26 protein-coding genes, 1 tRNA gene, 1 pseudogene and 2 other annotated features are annotated in these 24,353 nt (G+C 41.3%); of the genes and pseudogenes, 26 read left to right on the top strand and 2 right to left on the bottom strand.

The window, feature by feature from the left end; all coding sequences use genetic code 11:
* The 4 genes and pseudogenes from CARFE_RS16200 to CARFE_RS0110050 all read left to right on the top strand — a co-directional run.
* A pseudogene (locus CARFE_RS16200) lies at positions 1-144 on the top strand (electron transfer flavoprotein subunit alpha/FixB family protein); the annotation flags it as partial.
* A 75-nt stretch (positions 145-219) separates the two neighbouring features.
* Positions 220-2,265, top strand: a complete 2,046-nt coding sequence (locus CARFE_RS0110060; protein WP_028052666.1) for a heterodisulfide reductase-related iron-sulfur binding cluster — start codon at positions 220-222, stop codon at positions 2,263-2,265.
* Between the two features lie 13 nt (positions 2,266-2,278).
* Entirely contained in the window at positions 2,279-3,280 is a 1,002-nt protein-coding gene (locus CARFE_RS0110055; protein ID WP_028052665.1) for an MBL fold metallo-hydrolase, read from the top strand.
* Positions 3,281-3,310: 30 nt separating this feature from the next.
* The gene (locus CARFE_RS0110050; protein WP_011344499.1) at positions 3,311-3,520 is read left to right on the top strand and encodes a DUF1858 domain-containing protein; all 210 of its coding nucleotides are present in this window, start codon (positions 3,311-3,313) and stop codon (positions 3,518-3,520) included.
* Positions 3,521-3,558: 38 nt separating this feature from the next.
* Here the strand turns inward: CARFE_RS0110050 and CARFE_RS0110045 are convergent, their stop codons facing one another.
* Positions 3,559-4,218, bottom strand: coding sequence for a TVP38/TMEM64 family protein (locus CARFE_RS0110045; protein WP_028052664.1), 660 nt, complete (start codon positions 4,216-4,218; stop codon positions 3,559-3,561).
* Positions 4,219-4,298: 80 nt separating this feature from the next.
* Between CARFE_RS0110045 and ilvN the strand changes: the two genes are divergently transcribed.
* The 3 genes from ilvN (at position 4,299) to CARFE_RS0110030 (ending at position 6,739) form a co-directional block, all read left to right on the top strand.
* On the top strand, positions 4,299-4,793 hold the full coding sequence (gene ilvN, locus CARFE_RS0110040; protein ID WP_011344497.1) for an acetolactate synthase small subunit: 495 nt from the start codon (positions 4,299-4,301) through the stop codon (positions 4,791-4,793).
* Between the two features lie 56 nt (positions 4,794-4,849).
* The gene (locus CARFE_RS0110035) at positions 4,850-5,317 is read left to right on the top strand and encodes a YhcN/YlaJ family sporulation lipoprotein (RefSeq protein WP_028052663.1); all 468 of its coding nucleotides are present in this window, start codon (positions 4,850-4,852) and stop codon (positions 5,315-5,317) included.
* Positions 5,318-5,410: 93 nt separating this feature from the next.
* Complete coding sequence (locus tag CARFE_RS0110030) at positions 5,411-6,739, top strand: MATE family efflux transporter (protein ID WP_161625137.1); 1,329 nt, start codon at positions 5,411-5,413, stop codon at positions 6,737-6,739.
* Here CARFE_RS0110030 and pdaB read toward each other — a convergent pair.
* Positions 6,711-7,457: a polysaccharide deacetylase family sporulation protein PdaB gene (gene pdaB, locus CARFE_RS0110025; protein ID WP_028052661.1), complete on the bottom strand. Its 747-nt coding sequence runs from the start codon at positions 7,455-7,457 to the stop codon at positions 6,711-6,713. The two genes, CARFE_RS0110030 and pdaB, sit on opposite strands and share 29 nt — an antisense overlap.
* Positions 7,458-7,572: 115 nt before the next feature.
* On the opposite strand from pdaB, the gene CARFE_RS0110020 reads away from it, so the two are divergent.
* From CARFE_RS0110020 to pheS, 19 genes are all read left to right on the top strand, one after another.
* Positions 7,573-7,647, top strand: a tRNA-Val gene (locus CARFE_RS0110020).
* A gap of 122 nt (positions 7,648-7,769) precedes the next feature.
* Positions 7,770-8,597, top strand: a complete 828-nt coding sequence (gene ytxC, locus CARFE_RS0110010; RefSeq protein ID WP_028052660.1) for a putative sporulation protein YtxC — start codon at positions 7,770-7,772, stop codon at positions 8,595-8,597.
* Between the two features lie 217 nt (positions 8,598-8,814).
* Entirely contained in the window at positions 8,815-9,588 is a 774-nt protein-coding gene (aroF, locus tag CARFE_RS14950) for a 3-deoxy-7-phosphoheptulonate synthase (protein WP_245570780.1), read from the top strand.
* A 21-nt stretch (positions 9,589-9,609) separates the two neighbouring features.
* Positions 9,610-11,073 (top strand): anthranilate synthase component I family protein, encoded by a 1,464-nt coding sequence (locus CARFE_RS0110000; RefSeq protein ID WP_028052659.1) that lies wholly within the window; start codon positions 9,610-9,612, stop codon positions 11,071-11,073.
* Positions 11,070-11,639 (top strand): anthranilate synthase component II, encoded by a 570-nt coding sequence (locus CARFE_RS0109995; protein ID WP_028052658.1) that lies wholly within the window; start codon positions 11,070-11,072, stop codon positions 11,637-11,639. The genes CARFE_RS0110000 and CARFE_RS0109995 overlap by 4 nt, the downstream gene beginning before the upstream one ends.
* A gap of 21 nt (positions 11,640-11,660) precedes the next feature.
* Entirely contained in the window at positions 11,661-12,683 is a 1,023-nt protein-coding gene (trpD, locus tag CARFE_RS0109990; RefSeq protein ID WP_028052657.1) for an anthranilate phosphoribosyltransferase, read from the top strand.
* Positions 12,683-13,477 (top strand): indole-3-glycerol phosphate synthase TrpC, encoded by a 795-nt coding sequence (gene trpC, locus CARFE_RS0109985; protein ID WP_028052656.1) that lies wholly within the window; start codon positions 12,683-12,685, stop codon positions 13,475-13,477. Before trpD ends, trpC begins: the two co-directional genes overlap by 1 nt.
* Complete coding sequence (locus CARFE_RS0109980; protein ID WP_028052655.1) at positions 13,474-14,136, top strand: phosphoribosylanthranilate isomerase; 663 nt, start codon at positions 13,474-13,476, stop codon at positions 14,134-14,136. Before trpC ends, CARFE_RS0109980 begins: the two co-directional genes overlap by 4 nt.
* The gene (gene trpB / locus CARFE_RS0109975) at positions 14,117-15,325 is read left to right on the top strand and encodes a tryptophan synthase subunit beta (RefSeq protein WP_011344486.1); all 1,209 of its coding nucleotides are present in this window, start codon (positions 14,117-14,119) and stop codon (positions 15,323-15,325) included. The genes CARFE_RS0109980 and trpB overlap by 20 nt, the downstream gene beginning before the upstream one ends.
* Entirely contained in the window at positions 15,318-16,121 is an 804-nt protein-coding gene (trpA, locus tag CARFE_RS0109970) for a tryptophan synthase subunit alpha (RefSeq protein ID WP_028052654.1), read from the top strand. Before trpB ends, trpA begins: the two co-directional genes overlap by 8 nt.
* A gap of 133 nt (positions 16,122-16,254) precedes the next feature.
* A complete protein-coding gene (locus CARFE_RS0109965) occupies positions 16,255-16,851 on the top strand; it encodes a DUF445 domain-containing protein (protein ID WP_028052653.1) in 597 nt (198 codons plus the stop codon).
* A 15-nt stretch (positions 16,852-16,866) separates the two neighbouring features.
* Entirely contained in the window at positions 16,867-18,771 is a 1,905-nt protein-coding gene (gene thrS / locus CARFE_RS0109960; protein ID WP_011344483.1) for a threonine--tRNA ligase, read from the top strand.
* 41 nt (positions 18,772-18,812) lie between these two features.
* Positions 18,813-18,947 (top strand) — a sequence feature (ribosomal protein L20 leader region).
* Between the two features lie 23 nt (positions 18,948-18,970).
* Entirely contained in the window at positions 18,971-19,480 is a 510-nt protein-coding gene (gene infC, locus CARFE_RS0109955; protein ID WP_034542019.1) for a translation initiation factor IF-3, read from the top strand.
* Positions 19,481-19,495: 15 nt separating this feature from the next.
* Positions 19,496-19,690, top strand: a complete 195-nt coding sequence (gene rpmI / locus CARFE_RS0109950; protein ID WP_028052651.1) for a 50S ribosomal protein L35 — start codon at positions 19,496-19,498, stop codon at positions 19,688-19,690.
* A gap of 41 nt (positions 19,691-19,731) precedes the next feature.
* The gene (gene rplT / locus CARFE_RS0109945) at positions 19,732-20,085 is read left to right on the top strand and encodes a 50S ribosomal protein L20 (RefSeq protein ID WP_011344480.1); all 354 of its coding nucleotides are present in this window, start codon (positions 19,732-19,734) and stop codon (positions 20,083-20,085) included.
* A gap of 14 nt (positions 20,086-20,099) precedes the next feature.
* Positions 20,100-21,464 (top strand): TrkH family potassium uptake protein, encoded by a 1,365-nt coding sequence (locus tag CARFE_RS0109940; RefSeq protein ID WP_226986692.1) that lies wholly within the window; start codon positions 20,100-20,102, stop codon positions 21,462-21,464.
* A gap of 12 nt (positions 21,465-21,476) precedes the next feature.
* Complete coding sequence (locus tag CARFE_RS0109935) at positions 21,477-22,139, top strand: potassium channel family protein (RefSeq protein ID WP_011344478.1); 663 nt, start codon at positions 21,477-21,479, stop codon at positions 22,137-22,139.
* Positions 22,132-22,908 carry a TrmH family RNA methyltransferase gene (locus tag CARFE_RS0109930; RefSeq protein ID WP_028052649.1) on the top strand — a complete coding sequence of 259 codons (777 nt, stop codon included), beginning with the start codon at positions 22,132-22,134 and terminating at the stop codon, positions 22,906-22,908. Before CARFE_RS0109935 ends, CARFE_RS0109930 begins: the two co-directional genes overlap by 8 nt.
* A gap of 144 nt (positions 22,909-23,052) precedes the next feature.
* Positions 23,053-23,291, top strand: a binding site (T-box leader).
* Positions 23,292-23,325: 34 nt separating this feature from the next.
* Entirely contained in the window at positions 23,326-24,348 is a 1,023-nt protein-coding gene (gene pheS, locus CARFE_RS0109920; protein ID WP_028052648.1) for a phenylalanine--tRNA ligase subunit alpha, read from the top strand.
* The last annotated feature ends 5 nt before the right edge of the window (positions 24,349-24,353 follow it).

The following is a 24,353-nucleotide window of genomic DNA, read 5'->3' as shown; positions in this document are numbered from 1 at the left end:
ATGGGCAGCTCCAAGGTAATAGTAGCCATCAACAAAGACCCGGAAGCTAACATCTTTAAAGTTGCCGATTACGGTATTGTTGGCGATTTGTTTGAAATAGTTCCGCTTTTAACCGAAGAGTTTAAAAAGCTTTTAAAATCGTAAAGGAAGGCATTTTTGCCTTCCTTCTCTAATAAATTTTGTTTAGAAAAAATTGCAAACAAAAGGGGAGGGATTAGGGTGAATGGAATTCCCCAGCGGGAACTTTACTGGAATATAAACCACACAGCCAAGTTTTTAATGTACCCGTTGTTTTTAATCGCCCTGGCGATTTTCGCCTATGGAATGTACCAGCGGTATCAATACTGGAAAATAGGGCAAAAAGCCAGTGTTAAGTGGGATTTCGGAAGATTCTTAAAAGAAACGTTTTTCCAAAGAAGAATCTTAAACGAACTGTATCCCGGCTTAATGCATTTTGGTATCTTCTGGGGTTTTACTGTCTTGTTTTTAACCACTTTAATAGTGGCAATTCAGGCAGACTTCGGGATTAAAGTATTTACCGGCAACGTTTATTTACTTTTTAGCTTTTTAGCCGATGTAGGTGGGGTTGCAGCAATCATTGGTATTTTAATGGCTATTATTCGCCGCTATATTATAAAGCCAGATCGTCTCGATAACAAGCCTGATGATTTAATTTCATTGCTTTTAATTTTAACAATTTTGGTTACCGGTTATATCGTCGAAGGAATCCGCATGGCAGTGGCCGGGGATAACTGGGCGGCTTATTCGCCTTTTGGTAATTTAGTGGCACAGCTATTTACCGGAGCCGATGAAGGAACCCTCAGGCTGTGGCATGTTATTCTCTGGTGGGGGCATATGCTTTTAGCCTTTGGCTTTATTGCCTATATTCCGTATTCCAAATTAATTCACCTCTTCACTGCTCCCATCAACCAGGCTTTGGCGGATCCCCAGAGTGCCAAGACCTTCCCCTTAATTGATTTGGAAGCAGAAGATGCAGAATCCTTTGGGGTATCGACGGTTGAAGAGTTTACCCAGAAACAGCTTTTAGATTTGGATAGCTGTACCCGCTGCGGACGGTGTCAGGATAACTGCCCCGCTTATCTTACGAAGAAGCCGTTATCGCCCAAGAAAATGACCCAGGACCTGAAAGAGGCTCTAAACGAAAGAGCACCGGTGATAATTGCCAGAGCCAAAGCCGAACTGGCCAAAAAAGGATTGGGGGAAGAAGCGGCAACCAGTGAAGTGGAAGGTGCGGTTACAAGGGCATTAATCGGGGAGGTAATTGAAGAAGATACGATTTGGTCGTGTACTACCTGCCGGGCATGTCAGGAAGTCTGTCCGGTCTATGTAGAACACATTCCCAAGACAGTAGAGTTAAGAAGAAATTTAGTCCTAATGGAAAGCTCCTTTCCGCAGGAAGTACAGCTTACTTTTAGAAATATGGAGAATAACGGTAACCCCTGGGGTGTGGGCTGGGCCAGTAGAGCGGACTGGGCGGAAGGTTTGGATGTGCCAATCCTGGGAGAGATGGAAAACCCCGAAGAAATAGAATATCTCTACTGGGTTGGCTGTGCCGGTTCCTTTGATGAAAGAAACAAAAAAGTCTCCCGGGCCTTAGTTAAAATCCTTAAAGCGGCAGGAATTAAGTTTGCCATTTTAGGTACCGAAGAAAAATGCTGTGGCGACTCTGCCCGGAGAATTGGTAATGAATATTTATACCAGATGCTTGCCCAGGAAAATATTGAAACCATGAATAATTATAAAGTTAAGAAAATTATTACCGCCTGTCCGCACTGCTATAATACTTTGAAAAATGATTACCCGCAGTTAGGCGGTAATTACGAGGTGATCCACCACAGCGAGCTAATTGCCAAACTTCTTGGTGAGAATAAGATAAAACTAAATAGCACTGATAACCGGCGCTTTACCTATCATGATTCCTGTTACCTGGGGCGGTATAACCGGGTATTTAATGAGCCAAGGGAAGTATTAAGGAAGGTAGGAGTAAAATTAACCGAAATGAGCAGGAACAGAGAAACCAGTTTCTGCTGTGGCGCCGGTGGTGGACGGATGTGGATGGAAGAAACCCTCGGGGAACGGATTAACGTTGAGCGTACGCGGCAAGCTTTAGCTACCAACCCGGAGGGAATTGCGGTAAACTGCCCGTACTGCCTAACCATGCTTGAAGATGGAATAAAGGCATTTGATAAGACCGAGGAAGTTAAAGTTTACGATATTGCAGAGTTAGTGGCTGAGAAGCTTTAAAGAGGTGAAAGTAATGGCCCGGATTTCAACAATAACTTTGCCTACACCTTATATGGTGGGTGATGTAAACGTATATTTGGTCGAAGATGAAAAGCTTGTTTTAATTGATACAGGAGCACCCACGGATGATTCTTATTTAGCATTGGAAGCTAAATTAAAAAATTTCGGGTATGAAATCCGGGACGTGTCGGAAATAATTGTAACTCATTTTCATCCGGATCATTTTGGCTTGGCTGGTTATTTGGGAAGGATGTTTGATATTCCAGTACGTATTCATCCTCTGGAGATTTACTTTCTCAATGAGGATAGAGAAAAGGTATTAAAAGTGGTTGACGGTTGGGGATTACCACAACAACTGGTTGATGCTGTTGTTCAGCACCAATATAGAATACCTCCAAAATATTTTCAAAATCATTTTTCCATTATACCCCTTTTTCCCGGCGAAACAATAAAGACGGGAGAGTTTGCATTTAAAGTTATTTATACTCCTGGACATTCCCTGGGCCATATTTCATTGTATGAAATGAAAAACAAATATTTCTTCAGCGGTGATTTTATCTTAAAAAATATTTTCCCCAATCCCCTGATATACCAGGTTGAGGGGCAAAGGATTGCTACTTTGCCCCTTTTTTTGGAAAGTTTAAATGAGGTTTACAATTTTCCGGTGAAAATGGTTTTTCCGGCACACCAGGATAAATTTTCTAATTTACAAGAGGTAATAGATAAAATAAAAATCCATTACTTCCAGAAAACCTTTGAGGTTTATGAGAAAGTTAAAGAGCTAAAGAAGGCAAATTTGTTTGAAATTGCGCAGAAAATTTACCCCGATGAAATCAAAGAGCAAACTTACCTGGTTATAAGCAAAGTATTAGGTTGTCTTGACCTTCTCCGGGAAGCAGAACTTGTAGGGGTTAAACATGGAGAATATGTTGTGAGCTCAGACAAAATTTTAGAAGGTAAAAAACTGTTAAATGAAAAGTACTTTTATCTTTACAAACCGGAGGAAGAATTTTAAAATAAGGAGTAAGAAATGGAGGTGTAGGTTATGACCATTACAAAAGAAATGACCATTACAGAAGTAGTCACAAAATATCCCAAAACTATCCCAATTTTTTATAAGCACGGTATGGGGTGCCTCGGGTGTGCTGCGGCCCAATTTGAAAATATTGAACAGGGAGCTCGAGCTCACGGGATTAATATTGATGAGTTAATTGCTGATTTAAATAAAGTAGTGGCAGAACAAGCACAATCATAAAAAAATCGCTCGTGTGAGCGATTTTTTTTTAAATATTGTTAAATACCGGTTTTCTTGTGCCAGCGGTAAAAAAAGTAGGCAATAATTGTTATGAGGATTGCCAGAAAAAGTTGAGCTGGCAGATTGTCTAAATGACCAAAACCGTGACCGAGAAGGGAATACACTACAATTTCCGGGAGTTTTCCTAAAGTAGTGGCCAAAAAGTATGGGGTAAATCGCATGTTGCTAAGTCCTGCTAAGTAGCTTACGATACTTGATGGTAATACGGGAATTAACCGCGCAAAAAATACAACCTTAGGGCCATCTTTGCGGCTAAATGAGTGGACTTTATCTAAATATTCCGGTTTTAAAAAACGGCTTAGAAAATTTCTTCCTAAAAGCCGGGCTGCTAAAAAGGCAATGGTTGCACCCAGAACGCTCCCAGATAGTGAAATTATTATTCCACCCAAAACACCGAAAATAAACCCGTTGGCAGCTACTAAGATAAATAACGGTACTGGCGTAAATAAGGTTTGAATTATGAGGAGTAAAATGCTAATAAATACTGTTAAAAGACCGAAAGAACGTAAATAGCGAGCAAGTTCGGCAGGAGAAGAAAATTGTCGAAAAAAATGACCCAAATTAAATACCACAGCAATAAAAAGAATTAAAAATAGTATTAGTAGGATTGCAGTAGAATACAACCACTTTTTTTGCATTTTACTCTTCTCCATATTAAAACTTCAAGCAAAATTTTAGCAAAGAACTTTTAAAATGAAAAGATTGGGGAGGGCATAATATGAAGCATACTTTATCTGTCCTGGTGTTAAACAAACCAGGGGTACTGGCGCGAATTTCGGGTTTGTTAAGTCGTAGAATGTTTAACATCGAAAGTATAACGGCAGGATATTCCGAAGAACCCAACATTACAAGGATAACAATTGTTGTCCAGGGGGATGATCTTGTCTTAGAACAGGTAATTAATCAGTTATCAAAATTAATTGATGTAATTAAGATTAAAGAACTGCCGATGGAAGAGACTATTGCTCGGGAGTTAGCTTTAATTAAGGTGCGAGCTCTTCCGGAAAAACGGGCCGACATTGTTAATATTGTAAATATCTTTCGTGCCAATATTGTCGATGTAAACCGGGAAACCATGGTGATTGAACTTACCGGTGATGAAGATAAAATTAATGCGTTATGTGAAGTTTTAACCGATCATGGTATTGTAGAAATTGTTCGCACCGGAAAAGTAGCCTTGAACCGAGGACCGCGTCCTGCCAAGGAATTATAAAAAGCTTTGCATATAACCTCCGGAAATGGTTATGCTATTTTCGGAGGTGGAGTTATATGAAAAAAGGGTTACATATATTGCTGCTTTTGGCTTTGTTCTTTGCTGCTGTGGCCTGTACTCCAGCGCGAAAGCCGGCTCCAACAGTTCCTCCGGGAGGTTCACCCACTACTCTACCCACTAATCAAACGGAGTTAAACAAAATTGCAAAGAAAATTGCTCGGGAAGCAGCAAAAACAGAAAAAGTGAAAAAGGCTACCGCGGTAATAACCGGCAGTACAGCGTATGTGGGACTGGATTTGGTGGCGGGAGTGGAAAAAAGCGAAACTGATAAAATTAAAGAAGAAGCAGCTAACCGTGTTAAATCAGCGGAGCCACGCTTAAAAAGGGTTTATGTTACTACTGATGCCGATACAGTAACAAGAATTCGCCATGTGGCCGAGGGTTTGGCTAAAGGAAGGCCGTTATCGTCCTTAATGCGGGAGCTGGATGAAATAAAAAGACGGATGGTCCCCAAACGTAAGTAGCCCGGGTGTAAAGTGCCCCGGGTTTTTCTTTTATTTACCACCCTTTATATGGTAAAATCGAAAAAGGTGGCTAAAGAGAAAGGAGGGAGGGAAGTGTATTTTGAGATTATTAAAGTAGCTTTACCAGCGGTTCTGGAAATGATTTTACACATGATTGTAGGTATAGTTGATACAGCGATGGTTGGAAGGCTTGGGGCAACTGCAGTAGCAGGTGTTAGTCTTGGCGCGCAGATAATTTTTAGTACATTTTTTGTCTTTGCAGCAATTGGTACCGGCGGTGGAGCTTTGGCTGCTCAGGCATTGGGGGCAAAAAAAGAGGAAGAGGTAAAAAAGTTTTTTTCTTACTCGTTGCTTTTGGCTTTTTTTGCCGGGTTTTTGTTATTTTTCTTACCGTACATAGTAGCGATAATCTTGCCTGCCCTTAAAATCGATAAAAATGTTGCCCTGGTAACTATAAGTTATTTAAAAACAATAGGAAAGTTTGCTGTTTTTGCTCTTCTGGTTTTTGTTGGAAATGGCTTACTGCGGGCTATAGGCCAAACCAGGGTTCCCCTTTATACAGCTGTTGTTATTAATTGTTTAAATATTTTTTTAGATTATGTTTTAATATTTGGAAAGCTTGGTTTCCCGAAACTGGGGCCGGGAGGAGCTGCATTAGCTTCTGGAATTTCTCTAACTTTGGGGTCGATTATCGCTTTGGGTTACATTGGATTAATTGAAAAAAAGTTAAGTTTAAAATTTCAATGGCTTGAAATAAGAGTATATTTAAAGAAGATTATACAAATTAGTATTCCTGCGGCTTTAGAAGAAGGCAGTTTTTCGTTAGGGCGGGTGGTGGTAAGTTTTATTCTGGTTAAGCTTGGAGCAGTTAGTTTTGCGGCAAACGAGATTGCCATTTACATTGAGTCCCTTGCTTATATGCCCGGTTACGGCTTGGCAATTGCTGCCTATTCTTTTGCTGCGAGATTTTACGGTGAAGGGAATTATCAAAAGGCAAAAAGCTACATTGAAAAAACGCTAAATTTAACAATTTTTGGGATGGGTTTAATGGGAATAATCTTTTTTTTCCTTCCCCAGCAATTGGGGTTGTTGTTTACAAGAGACGTTGACGTGCTTGAAAAAATAAAAGTATGCCTTAAGATTGGTGCTTTTGAACAGATTCCTACCGGAATTGAAATGGTGCTTGGGTCGGTGTATCGGGGAGTTGGTAACACAAAAATACCTTTTTTCCTTACCACCGCGGGGATGTGGCTTTTTAGACTTCCGTTATTTTGGTATTTGTTCGTTTTAAATAAATACGATGTTTCCTATGCTTGGATGGTTAGCGTGCTTCAATGGAGCATCTTGATGTCAATCTATCTTTACCTTTTTCAGAAAGGCCATTGGTGGTCGGTTACTGAATTGCAGCGGGACCAAGGGTGAGCAACCGGGAAATGGTAATGAAAGTATAGCCTTGTTTTTTTAATTCTTTTATAATTTCTGGCAATACCTGACCGGTTTGTTTACAGGTATCACTGGCATGCATTAAAATTATAGCTCCGGGGTGAATACTGTCTAAAACGCGTTTTAAAATTATCTCTTCTCCGGGATTTTTCCAATCTAAAGAATCAACGCTCCATTGAATGGCAGTATAACCTATTTCTCTTAAGGTTTTGATAACAGTTTTGTTATAATCTCCGTTAGGTAGGCGGATGATTGTTGGAGTCTTATTACTTGCTTCTTTTATGGCTTCATGAGCCAGGAACACTTCTTTTTTAATCTCCTCGGGGCTTAACCCGGTGTAATTTACATGACGGTGTCCGTGGCTACCGATTTCATGGCCGTCCTTGACAATTTCCCGAACTATTTCCGGATGTTGTTTGGCCCAGGGGCCGGAAAGAAAAAAGGTGGCTTTAATATTTTCTTTTCTTAGAGTATTGAGAATTGGCTTATAAGTTTTTGTTCCCCAGCTTAAATCAAAGGTTAGGGCTACAACTTTTTTACTGGTTTCCACTTTGTATACCGGGTAAAAATCGATAATTTGCGGTTTTATTACCGGTTCGGTTAAATAATGGTAAAATACCAATCCAATTAAGATGGCAAAAATGAGGATGAGGGTATATTGCCAGAGGTTTTTGTAATTAAAGAAAAAAACTTTCATCTATAATTCTCCTTTCGGTGGGTTTTGTATAAAACTTATGTGCTAAAAGTTAAAATTATGATTTATTTTCCTACTTGACTTTATTTATAAAATAAGTAATAATAAAAGAGCAGACGGGCGGGTAGTTCAGTGGGAGAACGTCTGCTTGACGCGCAGAAGGTCACAGGTTCGATCCCTGTCCCGCCCACCAGAATAATGGACGGCAACCGGCATTTGCCGGTTTTTTTGTTTTTTTATAGCTTTTTAGCCATTTTTTTAGTGTATATGCTTATTTTTAAACTCATATAATACCAGTAGAAAGAGGTGATTTTAATGAACCAAATTATAATTGCTACAAGTCGTTATGGTGACGAAATAGAAGCGCTCCTAAAGATTGGATTAGCCGAGCAAATCAATAAAGGTTTATTAAATTTGGACAAATATCAAGCCGGGAAGTATAAATTCCTGGCTTTAAATATTATTAAGACAAATTTATTATCTTCTACAAACGACTGTTTTTTGACAAAAGTGAGCTCGATTTTGGCAAAGATTTATGTTGATTTTTGGGAGAAAGATTTAATTTCAAAGATTGCCGCCTTTGAATATCCTTACTTTAAAAGGGAGGAGTTAGAAAGAATAAAAAATAACGCTGTAAAAATATTAACATTGGACCGCGAGAGAGAGGTCGGAAAAAAGATTTATGAGTTTTTGCTGGAAAATTCCCTGATTAATCTTGATGGCTTTATTCTTTTTCGTTTGCAAAAAGAGGTAAGTGAAATTTATCATTCCCTTGACCTGGCGGTGGAAGAACAAATTTTGGAAAAAGAATATCAGGAGTTTATAAAGGTTGTAAAGTGTTTTCTTGAAATTCAGCCGGTTAAAGTAAGAATGGTTCAGGTTTTTTGGGTTAATGGATATTTAGTATTAGTCGATGAACACCAAAGGAAAGTTGAGGACGAGTTTATTGAAAATTTATTAACCCAAAGCCAGAGGTTATTTCTTGAAGATATCTTAATTAGCGCATTAATATCTTTAGCTCCAGAAAAAATTATTATTCACCGGCATGATGACTCATTAAATTTTGATCTTAAACCAATTAAAGATATTTTTGAGGAGAGGGTTGAGATATGTACAAAATGTGAGGGTTACCGGGAAGGGTAAAAAAAGAAAAAAATTATTGACTTGGGGTTAGTCTATAAGGTAAACTTTTGCAATAAAAATAAAATATTTCTAAGAGACGAGTTGAGACGAGTTGAGTTTAGAGGAGCTGAGCTGAGGGCGGGTTAGTACGGGATTAGAGTAAAACCAGCACTCAGTTTGGTGCTGGTTTTTTGTTTCTGTGGTAAAAAATGGTTTTAAAGGAGGTACGAGGTTGTTTGTGGATTTAAAGATTTGGGAAGATTTATTGAAAAGTAATCGGTTTTTAGTTTTTGCCGGTCCTTGTGCTGTGGAAAATTTAGAGCAAATAATAGAGACGGCGAAAATTGTTAAGGACAGTGGAGCTGTTGGTTTAAGGGGAGGAGCTTTTAAGCCGAGAACCCGGCCAGAAAGTTTTCAGGGGTTAGGCGAGGAGGCTTTGAAATATTTGGCATTAGCCAAAGCCGAAACAGGACTTTTAGTGGTTACGGAAGTAGTTGATGAAGATTCTCTTAATAAAGCTTTACCTGTAGCCGACATCTTACAGGTAGGCAGTCGAAATATGCAAAACTATGCTTTGTTAAAACTTTTAGCAAAAGTTGATAAACCGGTACTTTTAAAAAGAGGTTTAGCTGCTACCCTGGAAGAATGGTTGGGAGCGGTTGCGTATCTTGAAAAAGGAGGTAACAGAAAAATAATTCTATGTGAAAGAGGTATTAGAACTTTTGAAACGATGACGCGAAATACGCTTGACATCAGTGCGGTTCCGCTACTAAAAAAGCTAACTCCTTATCCGGTAATTGTTGATCCCAGCCATGCTGCCGGGCGCAGGGATATTATACCGTCTTTAGCTAAAGCAGCGGTTGCGGCGGGAGCGGATGGGCTCTTAATAGAGATTCATCCGGAGCCAGAAAGAGCGTTAAGTGATGGTCAGCAGTCTTTAAATTTTCAGGAATACGAACAGTTGATAAACGAATTAAAGCCATGGGTGCATGTGGCGGGAAAAAGGTTATAAAAAGAGAGGAGAAGGGACGAGATGAGCAAAGTTTATTCGGAGTTAGATTTAACTCCTAATTGGGAAGAGTATTGCGCTTACGCAAAACATTACCAGGTTGTGCCGGTAATGGTTGAACTTTTAGCCGACACTTTTACTCCTATTACCTTATATCAACATTTGGCACTGGGTAAAGGAATTTCCTTTTTACTGGAAAGTGCACCGGGGAATGAAAAAATGGCCCGTTTTTCCTTTATTGGTTATGATCCGTTTAAAGTGTTAACCGGTCGCAATCTGGAGGTTGTTTCGTCACAGCTTTTTAACTTAAAAGGACCGCCTATAGCCGGGTTACCTTTTTACGGAGGAGCTGTAGGGTATTTTAGTTACGGCCTTGTATATGAACTGGAAAATTTGCGGAGTTGCCGACATGCCCGGGATGATGAAGAACTTTTTCGTTTAATGTTTCCGGAGAAAGTTTTGGTATTTGACCACCGTTATCATACCCTGAAAATCGTGATAAATACCCTTCCTCAAAAAGAAGGTGAAAAAACCGCATACCGGCGGGCACAGGATTCAATTAAAGAGATAATCGGTAAGTTAACTAATCTAACAACTTCTGAAAATTGGGCATTAACTATTAAGCCAGAACGAAGTATTTGTAATGCGACTATGACTAAAAAGGATTTTTGCACTATGGTGGAAAAGGCCAAGGATTATATTAAAGCGGGAGATATTTTTCAGGTAGTTTTATCCCAGCGTTTTTCCTTCCCTTGCCTGGAAGCGCCTTTTAATATTTACCGGCGTTTGCGGCGGCTTAACCCTTCTCCCTACATGTTTTTCTTGGATTTTGGCGAGCTCAAACTTATAGGGGCTTCACCGGAAATGCTGGTGCGGCTGGAAGGGGGGATAGTAGAGACCAGGCCAATTGCCGGCACCAGACCAAGAACCGGTCAGCCGGAGGAAGATTTACGCCTTGCGCGGGAACTTCTGGCCGATGAAAAAGAACGGGCAGAACATTTGATGTTGGTAGATTTGGGACGAAACGACCTGGGCAAAGTTTGTCGACCGGGCAGCGTTAAAGTAACTGAGTTTTTTAAAGTTGAGGAGTTTTCTCACGTAATGCACCTTGTTTCCACCGTTCAAGGAGAAGTAGAAAAGAAATTTAATTCCGTTGATGTGCTAAAAGCGGTGTTTCCTGCAGGAACCGTTTCCGGAGCACCTAAGATTAGGGCAATGGAAATCATTGATGAGTTAGAACCGGTACCTCGAGGGCCTTATGCGGGAGCGGTAGGATATATAAGCTTTAGCGGGGAAATGAATACGTGCATTACCATTCGAACCCTCTGGATAAAAGATGAAATGGTTTATTTTCAAGCCGGGGCCGGGATTGTTTGGGATTCGGATCCCGAGCGAGAATACCAAGAAACAATAAATAAGGTCCAGGCAATGGTGGAGGCGGTAACGGGTGCAGCTGAATTTCGTTGTAACGGGGGGGTTAATAAGTGATTTTACTGATAGATAATTACGATTCTTTTACCTACAACTTGGTGCAATATTTGGGTGAAATAGGGCACCAGGTTGTGGTCCGGCGTAATGATCGCATAACCCTTTCGGAGATTAGAGAGATGAAGCCAACCCATATCATTATTTCTCCCGGGCCTTGTACTCCTAATGAAGCGGGGATTTCGTTGGATGTAGTACGCTTTTTTGCTGGAAAAATACCAATTTTAGGAGTTTGTCTGGGGCACCAGGTGATAGGTCAGGCCTTTGGTGGAAAGGTTATCCAGGATAAAATTCCGGTGCATGGGAAAACTTCTCTAATATACCATGATGGTCAGGGAATTTATAAAGGGTTACCAAATCCATTTCGAGCTACGCGTTATCATTCCCTGGTCGTAGAAAAAGAGGGATTACCCCAGGAACTTATAATAACAGCAACTACTGCAGAGGGAACAATCATGGGAATCCGCCACCGGACTTGGGCAGTAGAAGGGGTACAGTTTCATCCGGAATCGATAATGACCGAGTATGGTAAAGAATTATTGCTTAATTTTCTTGAGTATCAAGCTTAAGGTAAAAAGGGGAGGCGAGTTTTGGTGAGAGAAGTATTAGAGAGATTGATGAGAGGAGAAAACTTAAATTTTTCTGAAGCACTGGCCACAATGAACGAACTCATGGAGGGAAAGTATACCGAGGCGCAGGTGGCGGCATTTTTGGTGGCGTTAAAAATGAAAGGGGAAACGGAAGAAGAAATTTCCGCTTTTGCGCTGGCGCTGCGGGAAAAAGCAAGACGGGTAATTACTCAAACTGAAGGATTGGTGGATACCTGTGGAACCGGTGGAGACGGTCGGCAAACTTTCAATATCTCTACTGCAGCTGCTTTTGTCGTTGCCGGTGCCGGTATACCTGTGGCAAAACACGGAAACCGAAGCGTTTCCAGTCGTTCCGGTAGTGCCGATGTTTTAGAAGCTCTGGGGGTGAACATTGATTTAGATGCCCAGGAAGTGGCCCGCTGTGTTGATGAAATAGGTATTGGTTTTCTTTTTGCTCCAAATTTGCATCCAGCTATGCGGCATGTGGCTAAAACTCGGCGGGAGATAGGTGTGCGGACTGTCTTTAATATTTTGGGACCTTTAGCAAACCCGGCAAATATTGTGGGCCAGGTATTAGGGGTTTTTACTCCTGAGCTGCAGGAAACCCTGGCGAAAGTTTTAAAAAATTTGGGGGTGGAACGAGCTTTTGTAGTTCACGGACACGGAGGACTGGATGAGGTTTCGCTAACTGGTCCTACCCGGGTTTTTGAATTAAACCGGGGTAAAATAGAAAGTTACCTTTTTGATCCGCTTTCTTACGGTTTTTCTTACTGCAGTTTAAAAGATTTACAAGGGGGAGATGCTTTCGAAAATGCCCGGTTATTGCAGGAAATTTTAGATGGGAAACCGGGACCATTGAGAGATGTAGTGCTTTTAAATGCTGCTTTTGGCATAATGGCCGGGGGTATAAATGATTTTCGGGAAGCGCTTGTAATGGCCCGGGAAAGTATTGATAAAGGGTTGGCAGCAGAGAAGCTGGAAAAATTGCGCCGTCTAAGTCATGAAATAAAGGAGGCGGGGTGATGTTCCTCGAAAAAATTGTCCAGGTTCGTCGGGAAAAGGTTAGACAGGCCAAAAATAAAATTCCTTTTTGGGAAATGCGAAAGATGGCGGAAGAACAGGTCAGCCACCGTTTGCCCCTTTCCCTCAGTCAAGCTTTACTTAGAGAAAAAGCAAAAGGGAAGGTGGGAGTAATTGCCGAGATTAAAAAGGCGTCTCCTTCCAAAGGTGTGTTACGGGAGCAGCTTGATCCGGAAGAAGTAGCTCAGGTATACGCTAAAAGCGGGGCAGCAGCGATTTCAGTTTTAACGGAGGAGGATTATTTCTTGGGGTCACCGGAGTATCTTAAGGCAGTGAGGGCGGTAGTTTCGTTGCCCATTTTACGAAAAGATTTTATTTTAGATCCCTATCAAATTTATGAAGCTAAGGTACTGGGTGCAGATGCCGTTCTTCTTATAACTTCTCTTTTGGCGGCAGAAGAATTAAAGGAAATGATTAAAATAACCGAAGGCCTTGGCATGGAGGCGTTGGTTGAGGCTCACAGTTTAGGGGAAGTCGAGAAAGCTTTAACAGCAGGAGCAAGGCTAATTGGCATAAACAACCGCGACTTACGTACCTTTGCCACTAACATTGATGTTTCGTTAAAACTGGCCCCCGTTCTAAAAGAGGCGGGAGTAGTGATGGTAAGTGAAAGCGGTATTCGAAGCAAAGAGGATATCAAAGCTTTAATGACTGCAGGTTATCACGGAATTCTCATCGGTGAAGCATTAGTGCGGGCTCCAGATCCCGGGAAAGCATTGGAGGTGTTGCTGGCATGAGGGTAAGGGTAAAAATTTGCGGGATTAGAGATAAGGAAACTGCCCTGAAAGCTTCCCTGGCTGGAGCTGACGCCATAGGTTTTGTCTTCGCTAATAGTCCGCGGCAGGTTAAGCCAGAAGTAGTCAGGGAAATAACGGAAATTCTTCCCCCGTTTGTTGCCACCGTAGGAGTTGTGGCTAATATGGATGTGGAGAAAGTGGCTCAAATAGCAGTGTCCTGCAATTTAGATGTTGTTCAGCTTCACGGTGGCGAAAGTCCTGAATATTGCGGTAAGCTTAAGGAGAAAATTCGCGCTAAAATTATTAAAAGTATCCCTGTACCGATAGAAACTGATACCGAAGAACTTAAGAGGCAGATAGCAATTTACGAAAAGTATGTTCACGCTTATCTTTTTGATACGTCTTCCGGCAATACATTTGGTGGTAGCGGGAAAACCTTTAACTGGCAAATTCTTCAGGGGCTGAAGATAGAAAAGCCCTGGTTTTTAGCCGGAGGCCTAAATCCTGAAAATGTTGGGAAAGCCTTACAGCAGGTCAAACCTTATGGTGTTGATGTTTCCAGCGGGGTGGAAAAAGCCCCGGGAATCAAGGATTATATCCGGATAGAAGCATTTATCCAAGCGGTCAGGAGGTCGGAAAATGAGTTTAAAAAACTATAAATTGCCAGATGCGCGAGGGTATTTTGGCCCCTACGGTGGGCAGTTTGTACCAGAAACTTTAATGGCAGCGTTAGAGGAGCTGATAGAGGCTTACGAGGAAGTTAAAAATGATCGTTCATTTCAAGCTGAATTGACCTTTTATTTGCAACATTATGCCGGACGGCCTACGCCTCTTTATTTTGCTGAGAGTCTATCCCGGTATGTAGGAGGGGCAAAGATTTATCTAAAACGGGAAGATCTTGCCCATACCGGTGCCCACAAAATTAACAATACCATAGGGCAGGTTCTGCTGGCGCGGCGTATGGGCAAAAAAAAGGTAGTGGCGGAAACCGGTGCCGGCCAGCATGGAGTAGCTACCGCTACGGCGGCGGCAAAGTTTGGGTTGGAGTGTACTATTTTTATGGGGGCAGAGGATGTCCGCCGGCAGGAATTGAATGTGTACCGCATGCGCCTTTTAGGTGCGCAAGTGGAAAGTGTAACTTCCGGTAGTCGTACTCTTAAAGATGCTATGAATGAGGCCATTCGCTACTGGGTTACTCATGTTCGGGATACTTACTATGTCCTTGGTTCGGTTGGCGGACCACATCCCTATCCCACGATTGTTCGGGATTTTCAAAAGGTGATCGGGGAGGAAACCAAAGCGCAAATCTTAGCGCAGGAAGGAAGACTCCCTGACCTAATTGTAGCGTGTGTTGGTGGGGGAAGTAATGCTATAGGGATGTTTTATCCTTTTCTTGAAGAGGATGTGCGGTTAGTTGGAGTAGAAGCGGCAGGATTAGGGCTGGAAAGCGGGCGGCATGCTGCTACCTTAAGCCGGGGTAAGGTGGGAGTTTTACACGGAGCTAAATCTTATGTTTTACAGGATGATCGAGGCCAGATTGTAGAGGCTCATTCCATTTCGGCAGGATTGGACTACCCCGGGGTAGGACCGGAACATGCGTACCTTAAAGATATTGGTAGGGTGGAGTATACAGCAGTTACCGATGAAGAAGCTTTAGAAGCATTCAAACTTCTGGCGAAAACGGAGGGTATTCTGCCTGCTCTGGAAAGCGCTCATGCTGTAGCCAAGGGAGTGGAGCTTGCCCGGGAGCTTGAGTCAGAAAAAATAGTAGTAATCAACCTTTCCGGCCGGGGTGATAAGGATGTCTACACCGTGGCCCGCGAATTGGGGGTGACCCTTGGTGAGTAGGATTGGTCAAGTATTTGCGGAAAAACGGAGTCGAGGGGAAAAAGCCCTTATTGCCTATACGATGGGAGGAGACCCAAATCTTACTTTTTCTCTGGAAATTATCAAAGCCCTGGCGGCGGCTGGTGCCGACCTTATTGAAGTGGGCTTACCTTTTTCTGACCCTTTAGCCGATGGACCGGTGATTCAGAGAGCCGGGCAGCGGGCCCTGGCTGCCGGTATCGGTCCGGAAGAAGTACTGGCATTGATAGCGGCTGCCCGCCAGGAGCTATCTTTGCCGCTGGTCATTATGTCCTACCTCAATCCGATTCTCCAAATAGGTGTAGACGAGTTTTTGCGGCGGGCAGCGGGGGCTGGAGCTGATGGTCTGATAATCCCGGACCTTCCGGTGGAAGAAGGAAAAGAAATAAGGGTGTCGGCCGCGGGATACGGCCTTGACTTAATTCCTTTGGTTGCTCCCACAACCGGGCAAAAGCGGCTTGAAAAGATTGTGGGTCAAGCTTCAGGATTTATTTATTGTGTGTCTGTAACCGGGGTCACGGGGGCACGGGATAGTTTGCCAGCAGAGGTTATATCTTTATTGCAAAACGTAAAAAAGTTAACCGAGTTACCCGTTTGTTTAGGATTTGGGATTGGGAAACCAGAGCAGATAGCATACATTAAAGATTACTGCGATGGTGTAATTGTGGGAAGTGCATTAGTAGAGATTATTGAAAACTATGTTCAAAATAAGATGGAGAAAGATAAGGTTTTAGAATTAATAGCCACAAAAGTACAAACATTAAAATCAGTTTTATAATTGCTCTATTATAAAAAATCTACTACCGCAGAAGCTCTAAAAATTAAACGAGCTTATGCGGTATTTTTATTTATTGCTTTTAAAACAATTATTTGCTATATTTTAAATAATTGAGGAGGTAAAAAGAATTATCGTGAAAATATCCGAACTAATCCTTCCACCTATAATCGGTGGCTTTATAGGTTGGCTTACGAATTATTTGGCAATTTTAATGCTTTTCCGTCCGTATCGTCCTTTAAAAATAGGTTTTCTTACTTTTCAAGGGGTTATTCCTAAACGTCACCGGGAAATTGCTAAAGCGTTAGGGGAGTTAGTCGAAGAACAGTTGTTATCCCAGAGAGAGCTCATTGAGTTATTGACTTCTGAAGAAAATAAACAATTATTTGCTGAAAAAATTCTACTGGCGGTAAAAGAAAAGCTTAGCACTCTTTTTCCGGTATTACCGGAATACTTGCGACAAATTGTAATTAGAACTCTTTTAAATTATTTTAAAAATGAACTGCCTTCAGTAGTAAATAAAATAATTTTATCTTTGGAAACTGATTTGCAAAATAAGGTTAAAATTGGAAAAATAGTGGAAGAAAAAGTATTGCAATTTGATTTAAAAACCCTGGAAAAAATCTTAACTTCTTTAATGAAAACGGAACTTTCCTACATAGAAGTTTTTGGTGGAGTAATAGGGTTTATTATTGGGATAATACAGGTCATGCTTAATATTTTTTTAAAATAGATAGGAGGCAGGATAATGATAAGTTTGAAGTTTCCCAATAATGAGGTACGGGAATTTCCTGAGAATATTACCGCTCTGGAAGTAGCTAAAACGTTAAGTCCCAGATTGGCCAAGGAAGCCCTTTGTGCTTCGATAAACGGTAAATTAATTGATTTAAGTCAGAAGATTTCCGAAAGCGGAGAATTTCGCCTTTATACCTTTGAAGATGACGAGGGTAAAGATGTTTTCCGGCATAGTTCGGCACACCTTATGGCGCAAGCGGTTAAAAGGCTTTTCCCCAAGACCAAACTTGCTATTGGTCCGGCGATTAAGGACGGATTTTATTATGATTTTGACCCGGAAGAAAGTTTTTCTCCGGAAGATTTAGAAAAAATTGAGGCGGAAATGGAAAAAATCGTAAAAGAAGACTTGCCTATTGAACGCTTTGTTCTCTCCCGGGATGAGGCAATAAAGTTTTTTGAAGAAAAAGGCGAAATTTATAAAGTGGAATTAGTAAAGGATATTCCTGAAGGAGTGGAAATATCTTTTTACCGTCAGGGAGAGTTTGTGGATTTATGCACAGGGCCTCATGTGCCTTCAACCGGGTATCTTAAGGCTTTTAAACTTTTAAATATTGCCGGAGCTTACTGGCGGGGAAATGAAAAAAATAAAATGTTGCAAAGGATTTATGGTGTATCCTTTCCGAAAAAGAGCATGCTTACTGACTACTTAAACTTTTTGGAAGAAGCTAAAAAGCGGGATCATCGCAAAATTGGTCAGGAACTGGATCTTTTTAGCCTGCAAGAAGAAGGCCCCGGCTTTCCCTTTTTCCATCCCAAAGGGATGGTAATTAGAAATGAGCTGGAAAATTTCTGGCGGGAAAAACATCGTTTGGCGGGATATCAGGAAATAAAAACTCCAATAATTTTAAACCGGGAATTATGGGAGAGAAGCGGTCACTGGGCGCATTATAAAGAGAATATGTACTTTACCAAGATCGACGACCAGGATTATGCGATAAAGCCGATGAACTGTCCGGGAAGTATTTTGGTTTATAAGAATAAGCTTCACAGCTACCGGGAGTTTCCAATAAGGCTTGCTGAGTTGGGTCTGGTACACCGGCACGAATTATCCGGTGTTCTCCATGGGTTGATGAGGGTTCGGTGCTTTACCCAGGATGATGCTCACATTTTTATGTTGCCGGAACAGGTTAAAGATGAGATTATCGGGGTAATTAATTTAATAGATGAGTTTTACCGGCTGTTTGGATTTGAATATCACGTTGAACTCAGTACCCGACCGGAAAATTCCATGGGTAGCGACGAATTATGGGAGTTGGCAACCAATTCTTTAAAAGAGGCTTTGGAGGAAAGGGGATTACCTTATAAAATTAACGAAGGGGACGGAGCATTTTATGGTCCTAAGATCGACTTCCACTTAAAAGACTGTCTTGGACGGACCTGGCAGTGTGGAACCATCCAGCTTGACTTCCAGATGCCGGAAAAATTTGATTTAACCTACATTGGTGAAGATGGGCAAAAACATCGGCCGGTAATGATTCACCGGGTGGTTTTTGGGAGTATTGAAAGATTTATCGGCATTTTAATTGAGCACTACGCCGGGGCTTTTCCGGTTTGGCTTTCTCCGGTGCAGGTAAGGGTAATTACCGTGGCTGAACGCCATCGGGAATACGGGCAGGAGATTTACCAAAAACTTTTTAATCAAGGGGTAAGGGTTGAATTAGATGACCGGAATGAAACTATTGGGTATAAAATCCGGGAAGGGCAAATGCAAAAAATACCGTATCTTTTAATTGTTGGTGATAAGGAAATTGAACAAGGATCAGTGGCGGTCAGAAAAAGAGGTGTTGGCGATCTTGGCCAAAAACCCTTTGCGGAATTTATAGAGGAGCTTCTGGCAGAGATAAGGGAGAAAAGATAGTTGACAGTAAAAATTAACCGTGTTATCATTTCAAGGGAAAGAAAACAAAGTAGAAGCCACCTGCTTCTCACCTGAAAGCCGTTTGAGGCTTTGGGTTAATATTGAAAAGCAACGTGTGTCTGCTTTTCAGCTACTTTTGGGAAAAAGCGGGTGGAAGCCCGCTTTTTATTTTTAACATTTTTTCTGGAGGTGGACAGTTATTACCAAGGATTTACGGATTAATGAAGAAATCAGGGCTAAGGAAGTGCGGGTAGTAAAGGAAGATGGCACTCAACTTGGTATTATGCCGTTAAAAGAAGCCCTGAAAATTGCTGAAGAAATGGAGCTTGACTTAGTGGAAATTGCACCTACAGCAAAGCCGCCGGTTTGCAAGATCATGGATTACGGCAAGTATCGTTACCAGCAGAGCAAGAAAGAAAAAGAAGCCCGAAAAAAGCAAAAGATCATTAACGTCAAAGAAATTAAGATACGTCCCACAATTGAGGAACACGATTTTCAGGTAAAGTTAAAAAACGTCCTTCGGTTTTTGGAAGACGGGGATAAAGTAAAAGTTACCGTAATGTTTCGCGGAAGAGAGTTGTCCCACCCGGAAATTGCTTATGAACTTTTAAATAAAATGGCCCAAGAGGTTGGCAGTATTGCGGTAGTTGAACGACCTGCCAAACTTGAGGGTAGAAATATGATTATGATATTAGCACCAAAGTCATAAGGAGGAGGAAATATTATGCCTAAAATTAAAACCAAAAAAGCTGCAGCCAAGCGGTTTAAGAAAACCGGTTCTGGCAAAATTAAGCATTTTCATGCTTTTCACAGCCACCTATTAGGTCACAAAACGTCTAAAAGAAAGAGAAGACTTAGAAAGTCTGCTATAGTCAGCAAAGGGGATATGAAGATTATCAAAAAGATTTTACCGTATTAAAGGATACTTTCTTTATTAAAGAAGCATAAGGAGGTTTTATTATGCCAAGAGCAAAAAGTAGTGTAGTTTCAAGAAAACGCCATAAAAAAATATTAAAGTTAGCAAAAGGTTATTTTGGGGCCAAAAGTAAACTTTTTAGAGTAGCCAAACAGCAAGTAATGAAGTCCTTAATGTATGCCTATCGGGATAGAAGGGCAAGAAAAAGAGAGTTTAGAAAGCTTTGGATTACCCGAATCAATGCTGCCGCACGAATGCATGGACTTACTTACAGCAGGATGATGAATGGCTTAAAGAAAGCCGGGGTAGAAATTAACCGGAAAATGCTTGCGGATTTAGCGGTTAACGATAAAAATGCTTTTGCCGAGCTTGTGGAAATTGCCAAGAAAAATTTATAAGATGAAGGGTTTTGGTGAAAGTGTTGGCAATCAATACGAAAAAAGAAATAAACTTTTTTAGACGATTAACTCCTTCGCAAATCCTGGTATTGGGATTTGCAGGAGTTATTCTTTTAGGTACAGTTTTATTAATGCTGCCGATTTCAACCAAAGATGGTACGGTTACTCCCTTCTTAGATGCCTTATTTACCGCCACTTCGGCGGTCTGCGTTACAGGTCTTGTGGTAGTTGATACGGGAACGTACTGGTCGCTTTTTGGGCAAATTGTTATCCTGCTGTTAATCCAGGTGGGCGGCCTGGGTTTTATGACTATTGCCACGCTGTTTGCTATTCTTTTGGGCCGCCGGATTAACTTACGTGAGCGGATAGTTATTCAGGAAGCATTAAACCAGGCCAGTTTAGAGGGAATTATTAAATTAACCAAACAGGTTATTTTATTTACCTTTAGTTTTGAGGGAGTTTTTGCAGTTATTTTGGGGTTAAGATTTTCTTTAGATTACGGCTTTATTAAGGGAATGTGGTTTGGGGTTTTTCATGCGGTGTCCGCTTTTAATAATGCTGGTTTTGATTTAATCGGAAATTTTAAAAGCTTAACCCCTTATGTTGGGGATGTTATAGTTAACCTTTCAATTGCTATTTTGATTATTGCCGGAGGAATTGGTTTTTACGTTATTTCCGAGCTTTTTAATTTGAGAAAAAAAGGACGGTTATCCCTACATTCCAAAATAACGTTAATGACTACCGGACTTTTACTTTTGGTCGGTACTTTGGTTATCTTTGTCATGGAATACAACAACGATAAAACTCTGGGAGCTTTACCTTTTGGTGAGAAAATTTTAGCGGCTTTTTTCCAAGCTGTTACGCCTCGAACGGCTGGATTTAATACTGTAGATATTGCGGCTCTTCATCCGGCAACCCAGTATTTTATTATTATCCTGATGTTCATCGGTGCTTCACCGGGGTCGACAGGAGGTGGGGTTAAAACCACTACTTTTGCGGTATTAACCTTAGCGGTGATCAATATTATTCTTGGTCGGGATGAGATCCTGGTTTATAACCGGCGTTTGCCCAGGGAACAAATTTTTAAAGCAATCGCCATTGTCATGATTTCCCTGTCATTAATAAATATTGTTACTTTTATTCTCACCTTTACTGAAGGACACAATATTTTGATGAATATGTTTGAAACTGTCTCCGCTTTTGGCACGGTAGGGCTATCGATGGGCTTAACGCCGAAGTTATCGGAACTTGGCAGGATTTTAATAATATTAATGATGTTTTTTGGCAGGGTTGGTCCGCTTACCATTACTTATGCCCTTGCGCAGCGGCGGAAAAAAGCTTTGTTTACTTTGCCGGAAGAAAAGGTAATGGTTGGATAGGAGATGAAATTTATGGAGTCCAAACAGTTTGGAGTTATCGGTCTTGGCCGTTTTGGTTCCAGTGTGGCCAAGACTCTAAGTGATTTGGGGTATGAGGTTTTGGCTATTGATAGTAGTGAAGAGCGGGTGGAGGAAGTAAAAGATTTTGTCACCCACGCAGTATGTGCCGATGCAACGGATGAGCAAACTCTAAAAGCCGTTGGTATAAAAAATTGTGATGAAGTGGTTGTAGCAATCGGACAGGAAATGCACAACAGTATCTTAATTACTCTGATTTTGAAGGAATTGGGAATAAAGAAGGTTTGGGCCAAAGCTCAGAACGACTTGCACGGTAAGATATTGGCTAAAGTTGGGGCTGATGTGGTGGTTTATCCGGAAAAAGAAATGGGAGTAAAAGTAGCAAATAAAATGGTGGCAAACAACATATTGGAATTTATTGACCTGTCCGATGAATATTCTATTTTGGAAATAAACATTCCACCGCGTTATGCTGGGAAAACAATCAAGGAAATTGATGTTCGGGCTAAATATGGTTTTACCATTTTGGCGATAAAACGCGGGGAGCAGTTGGTAATTTCTCCGTCGTCCGATGAGGTGCTGCAAGTGGGAGATATTTTAGTGTTAATTGGGCGGAACGAAAACTTTAAAAAGTTGGAGCGGGATATTGGTGATTAAGAAAATATCCAGCCCGGAAAACTCATTTTATAAAGAGTTGAAAAAATTATATCAAGATAGCGCCTTTCGGCGCAAAAATGGAATGTTTATTGTGGAAGGTGAAAAGCTTGTTTTTGAATTAATTACTGATAATTGGCCTCTAAAATATTTAGTTGTAAGTGAAAGCTACTGGCAGGCCAAAAAAATTGATGATGACGGTGTGAAGATTGTGGTTTTAACGGACCAGTTGTTTAACAAAATTTCCGAATTAGTTACGCCACCGGGGATTCTGGCGGTAGCTTGTATGAAGTCTTTATCCTGGCCCGCCGGTAAAGATGGTGCGTTTTTAGTTCTTGACGGTCTTCAGGACCCCGGAAATGTAGGCACGTTACTAAGAGCTGCTTTTGGGTTTGGTGTTTCCGGGGTAATTTTGTTACCTCCCGCAGTTGATATTTATAATCCAAAAGTTATAAGGGCTTCCGCGGGGACCGCTTTTAAGTTTCCCGTATTGAGGATGGAAGCGGACGAACTAAAAGATATAATCTTAAAAAATAATATACCGTTATTTTTAGCGGAAAGCGAAGGAGGGATACCTCTAACTGCCGTTAACTTTCCGGCAAAATTTTTTATTGCTGTTGGTAATGAAGGAAAGGGCATCAGTTTGGCGTTGAAAAGTCTTCCGCATCAAAAAGTTTCAATCCCCATGCCTGGAAAAATAGAATCTTTAAATGCTGCACTTGCTGGCGGAATTATTATATATGAATGGGCCAAAAACAGGTATAACTTGTAGTATTTTTTGAATTGTGCTATAATTAACGTAGAATTTTCAAGGGGTGGGTGGCATGGGGGAGTATTTAGCAAAGTTTTGGTGGAGCGTATTTGAGGCTACCGGTTCCTTGACAGCTTACTTAATTTATAAAAAGTTAATTAGCTATAAAAGGCAATGACCGGGAGGAGTAAGTTGGATGCTGACCATCCAGGGAGAAAGGGCCGCGGACTGAAAGCCCTTTTATGGCAGGCCGACTGAAGTTCGCCCGTGAGCTTTCCGCTGAAAGGTAAGTAGGCGGCAACGGATTCTTCCGTTAGCAAGTAAGAAAGGGATAACCCTTTCTGCAGAGTGAGCTTTATGGCTAAGTAGGGTGGTACCGCGGAACTTTAGCTTTCGTCCCTAAAACGGGCGAAAGCTTTTAATTTTATATAGGAGGGATTGAATTTGCATAATGAAGAACTGTGGCAGAAATACTTAGGAGAAGTAAGTAGAGTTTCCGATTTAAATGAACTGCAGACGGTAAAGGTCAAGTTTTTGGGGAAAAAAGGAGAAGTGACCCTTGCTCTTAAAAATTTAAAAAATTTACCTCCGGAACTAAGGCCCGAAGCGGGGCACAAGATTAATACCGTAAAAAAGTTAATAGAGGAAGATTTGGAGAAACGAGAGCAGGAGCTTTTGCAGAAGGCCCTGGAAGAGAAACTGAGTAAAGAGGCAATTGATGTGACACTACCCGGTTATTCTCTGAAACTCGGCAAGCTCCATCCTCTGACTCAAGTACAGCATCGGATAGTAGAAATCTTTACTTCAATGGGGTTTTCTGTGGCTACGGGTCCGGAAATTGAAAAAGATTACTACAATTTTGAAGCCCTTAACTTACCTAAAGACCACCCTGCCCGGGATATGCAGGACTCCTTTTATATTACCGAGGAAGTGTTGTTGCGGACTCATACTTCCCCGGTACAGGTACGGGTAATGGAAAAGTATGCGCCTAACCTGCCTATAAGAATAATTTCGCCGGGTAAAGTTTATCGCCGGGATGATGATGCTACCCATTCACCGATGTTTGCCCAGTGTGAGGGACTTGCGGTTGATAAAAATATTCGTTTTTCCGATTTAAAGGGAGTTTTATTAACCTTTATTAAAGAATTGTTTGGACCCAAAACTAAAATGCGGTTAAGACCCAGTTACTTTCCGTTTACCGAACCCAGCGCTGAGGTGGATATTTCTTGCGTTATTTGCGGCGGTATTGGCTGTAAAGTTTGCAAAGGTTCGGGGTGGCTGGAGATCTTAGGTTCCGGTATGGTGCATCCCCGGGTTTTAGAAATGGCCGGATATGATAGCAGTGTGGTTACAGGATTTGCTTTTGGAATGGGGTTAGAACGGATTGCCATGCTTTTGTACGGCATTGATGACTTACGCCTTTTTTACGATAATGACATAAGGTTTTTGCAGATGTTTTAAGGGGG

This window comes from Carboxydothermus ferrireducens DSM 11255 (genome assembly GCF_000427565.1).
Lineage (GTDB): Bacteria > Bacillota > Z-2901 > Carboxydothermales > Carboxydothermaceae > Carboxydothermus > Carboxydothermus hydrogenoformans.
This window is presented reverse-complemented; position numbering and strand designations above follow the sequence as displayed.

Bases quoted from the DNA above. Each gene is read 5' to 3' on its own strand.
- CARFE_RS0110055 (WP_028052665.1), top strand. From the start codon at position 2,279: ATGGCCCGGATTTCAACAATAACTTTGCCTACACCTTATATGGTGGGT.
- CARFE_RS0110050 (WP_011344499.1), top strand. From the start codon at position 3,311: ATGACCATTACAAAAGAAATGACCATTACAGAAGTAGTCACAAAATAT.
- CARFE_RS0110045 (WP_028052664.1), bottom strand. From the start codon at position 4,218: ATGCAAAAAAAGTGGTTGTATTCTACTGCAATCCTACTAATACTATTT.
- ilvN (WP_011344497.1), top strand. From the start codon at position 4,299: ATGAAGCATACTTTATCTGTCCTGGTGTTAAACAAACCAGGGGTACTG.
- CARFE_RS0110035 (WP_028052663.1), top strand. From the start codon at position 4,850: ATGAAAAAAGGGTTACATATATTGCTGCTTTTGGCTTTGTTCTTTGCT.
- pdaB (WP_028052661.1), bottom strand. From the start codon at position 7,457: ATGAAAGTTTTTTTCTTTAATTACAAAAACCTCTGGCAATATACCCTC.
- ytxC (WP_028052660.1), top strand. From the start codon at position 7,770: ATGAACCAAATTATAATTGCTACAAGTCGTTATGGTGACGAAATAGAA.
- CARFE_RS0110000 (WP_028052659.1), top strand. From the start codon at position 9,610: ATGAGCAAAGTTTATTCGGAGTTAGATTTAACTCCTAATTGGGAAGAG.
- trpC (WP_028052656.1), top strand. From the start codon at position 12,683: ATGTTCCTCGAAAAAATTGTCCAGGTTCGTCGGGAAAAGGTTAGACAG.
- CARFE_RS0109980 (WP_028052655.1), top strand. From the start codon at position 13,474: ATGAGGGTAAGGGTAAAAATTTGCGGGATTAGAGATAAGGAAACTGCC.
- trpB (WP_011344486.1), top strand. From the start codon at position 14,117: ATGAGTTTAAAAAACTATAAATTGCCAGATGCGCGAGGGTATTTTGGC.
- thrS (WP_011344483.1), top strand. From the start codon at position 16,867: ATGATAAGTTTGAAGTTTCCCAATAATGAGGTACGGGAATTTCCTGAG.
- rpmI (WP_028052651.1), top strand. From the start codon at position 19,496: ATGCCTAAAATTAAAACCAAAAAAGCTGCAGCCAAGCGGTTTAAGAAA.
- rplT (WP_011344480.1), top strand. From the start codon at position 19,732: ATGCCAAGAGCAAAAAGTAGTGTAGTTTCAAGAAAACGCCATAAAAAA.
- CARFE_RS0109935 (WP_011344478.1), top strand. From the start codon at position 21,477: ATGGAGTCCAAACAGTTTGGAGTTATCGGTCTTGGCCGTTTTGGTTCC.